The sequence below is a fragment of the Herpetosiphonaceae bacterium genome (assembly GCA_036374795.1).
Classification (GTDB): Bacteria; Chloroflexota; Chloroflexia; order Chloroflexales; family Kallotenuaceae; genus LB3-1.
This window is the reverse complement of record DASUTC010000244.1, coordinates 1-2,971: the sequence shown is the minus strand read 5'-3', so window position 1 is coordinate 2,971 and position 2,971 is coordinate 1. Positions and strand designations below refer to the sequence as shown.

Annotated in this window: 2 protein-coding genes; both read left to right on the top strand. The window is 64.0% G+C overall.

Going from position 1 to position 2,971, the window contains the following annotated elements; translation table 11 throughout:
• Positions 1-289 precede the first annotated feature (289 nt).
• Positions 290-1,999: a hypothetical protein gene (locus tag VFZ66_18175; GenBank protein HEX6291117.1), complete on the top strand. Its 1,710-nt coding sequence runs from the start codon at positions 290-292 to the stop codon at positions 1,997-1,999.
• Between the two features lie 142 nt (positions 2,000-2,141).
• Positions 2,142-2,906: an MBL fold metallo-hydrolase gene (locus tag VFZ66_18170; protein ID HEX6291116.1), complete on the top strand. Its 765-nt coding sequence runs from the start codon at positions 2,142-2,144 to the stop codon at positions 2,904-2,906.
• The last annotated feature ends 65 nt before the right edge of the window (positions 2,907-2,971 follow it).

The window sequence follows — 2,971 nt, the reverse complement described above, 5'->3', positions numbered from 1 at the left end:
GCTATGTCAAGCACCTGCACGCTGCTGACTCGTACGAACGTTGCTCGCCGCGCGGGAATTGCTGCGTCGCCTATGACGATCTCTGCTCTTTCGCCTAGAGCCGTCTAAAACTTTCGGCGTATTTATTCTTGACTCCTGAACTTTATGATCGGTCATACCGTTAAGCTAACAGGACGTAGAAGGGACGACACACAAAACGAGATGCAGCAGCACGCTGATCACGGCCTGTTCAAGCCACCGCGTACGTCCTGTCACCTGACGAGTCGATCTTTTTGGAAGGAGAAAGGCGTTGTTTCGTTTCAAATTCGCCAAGCTGGCGATCATTCCCTTGCTGTTGCTCTCGCTCATGCCGATGAGCGCAGCCCGTCCCGCTCAGGCGGCGAACGGCGATCTGTGCTTCCCGGAGACGGGGCGCTGCATCAGCGGGCGCTTCCGCGCGTACTGGGAGGGTAACGGCGGCCTGGCCGTGTTCGGCTATCCGACCGGCCCGGCGATTCAGGAGCGCAACCGCGACACCGGGAAGGTGTATCTGACCCAATGGTTCGAGCGCAATCGCTTCGAGCTGCATCCTGAGAACAAAGCGCCCTACGATGTGCTGCTGGGACGCCTCGGCGACGATATGCTTCAGCAGCGCGGCATCGACTGGCGCAAGGAGGCGCGAGCCAACGCGCAGGCAGGCTGCCTGTACTTCGACCAGACCGGGCGCAACGTCTGCGATCAGGCCAGCGGGATCGGCTTCAAGACCTACTGGCAAACCCACGGCCTGGAGTTCGATGGGCGGCGCGGCGTCTCGTACGCCGAAAGCCTGGCGCTGTTTGGCCTGCCGCTGACGGAGCCGCGCATGGAGACGAACAGCAGCGGCGATCGGGTGCTGACCCAGTGGTTCGAGCGCGCGCGCTTCGAGTGGCATCCCAACGAGAGCAATCCCGCCTACCGCGTGCTGCTTGGCCTGCTCGGCAACGAGCTGCGCGGCCCCTACACCGGGCTGAAGCTGCCGACCGACGCGCCCTGGGTTCGCACCGGCAATCAGGTCGTGGCGCTTGCGAATGGCCTGCCGACTCTGACGCTGCCGCAGCATCCGAGCGGCGGACCGCCGCAGGTCGTCGTCGCGCCGAACGGCAACCGGCTGGCCTACTCCGATGCGGCCAATCCCAAGACGCCCGCTGAGCAACAGCTTGTGGTGTACGACATCGACAGCGGGACGCGCCGCGAGTTCCCGCTCGGCAAGGGCGGCATGGTCTTCGGCGGCGTCTTCTCGCCCGACAGCCAGCGCTTCGCCTATACGGTCATCTACACCGATGCTTTATCACGCTACGAGTTCCGCGTGCTCGATCTCCAGAGCGGCACCAGCCGCGTGCTGCTCCAGGGGTCGGCCCAGCCGACGCCGGTGGTGGTGGCCTGGAACGGCGGAGGATTGTTCGTCAGAAAGATCATCTACGCCTCGGACGCGCCGCCGCAGGGCCTCTTCCAGGTCGAGCTTCAGAGCGGCGCGCTTCAGACGATCGCCGAGGGCACTAACTACGGCGCGGAGCCCAGCCCCGATGGCCGCACGGCGGCGCTTGTCACCGGCAGGCTGGCGATTGGAGAGCCGCCACAGACCGCGCTCGGCGTGCTTGATCGCTCGACGGGCCGCACGACGACGATCGTGGCGCAGCGCCAGCAGTACATCGGCCATGTCGCGTGGTCGCCCAACGGCGGCAAGCTGCTCCACACCCGCACGCTGAACAACGGCGCGGAGCCCAGCTCGATCCACGTGACCAACGCCGACGGCACCGGCGAGCAAGCGCTGCGGCTCGACTCCGGGGCCTTCCCTGGGCGGTTGCAAGATGTCGTCTGGCGCAACAACGGCGCGCTGCTCCTGCTGGTCAACGACGGACCCGGCCAGGTGTCGGCCTTCGAGGTGGCGCTGAGCAACTTCCACCCGGCTGCCGCCAAGAAGGTGCAGACCTTCGGCAAGGATAGCGAATTTCCCGATGAGTTCGTGTACGTGCCGCGCTAGATCGGCCACATCCGAACACCGACTACAAGAGGGCGATGCAATATCGCCCTCTTGTGCTACGCTCGACACCTCAGCGCGCCGCGACCAACAAAAAAAATGTGATACACTCCTAGCTGCAACCATCATCTCTGGACCAACGCTTATGCGACTAACCATCCTAGGAAGCGGCACGTCGATGGGCATTCCCGTGATCGGCTGTCACTGCGACGTGTGTACGTCTATCGATCCGCGCAATCACCGCCTGCGCACATCGGCGCTGCTCGAACACGACGGCACGACGCTCTTGATCGACGCCGGTCCTGATCTGCGCACACAGATGCTCCGGCACCGCGTCACAAAGCTTGATGCGTTGCTGCTGACCCACGCGCACGCCGATCATATTGGCGGCATCGACGATCTGCGGCCTTTCACCATGCGCAGCGAGCGATCGCTGCCGGTCTACGGCGATCCCTACACTCTGGGCCGCGTCCGCCACATGTTCGACTATGTGTTTGTTGCCGGGCCGTCGCTGTCCACGCGACCGCAGCTTGAAACGCACTCGCTGCCTGCCCGCTTCGAGATCGGCTCGATCACCGTAGAGCCGCTGGACGTGATGCATGGCCCGCACGCGATCACGGCCTACCGCTTCGGGCCGCTGGCATATATCACCGATGCCAGCGCCATACCGCCCGAAAGCATGGAGCGGCTGCGCGGCCTCGACGTGCTGATCATCAATGCGCTGCGCTTCGATCCGCATCCGCTGCACTTTACCGTGAATCAAGCACTGGCGATCGTTACGCAGTTGCAGCCGCGTCGGGCATTCTTTACGCATATCACGCACGATCTCGACCATGCGACCGTGAACGCGCAGTTGCCGCCGCCCGCGCAGCTTGCCCACGACGGACAGGTGATTGAGATCGCACTCTAGGCCGGGGCGGAGAACCAAGAACCGGGTGCCATGCGGGTGCCAGACCCAAAGGGTACCCCGGCATG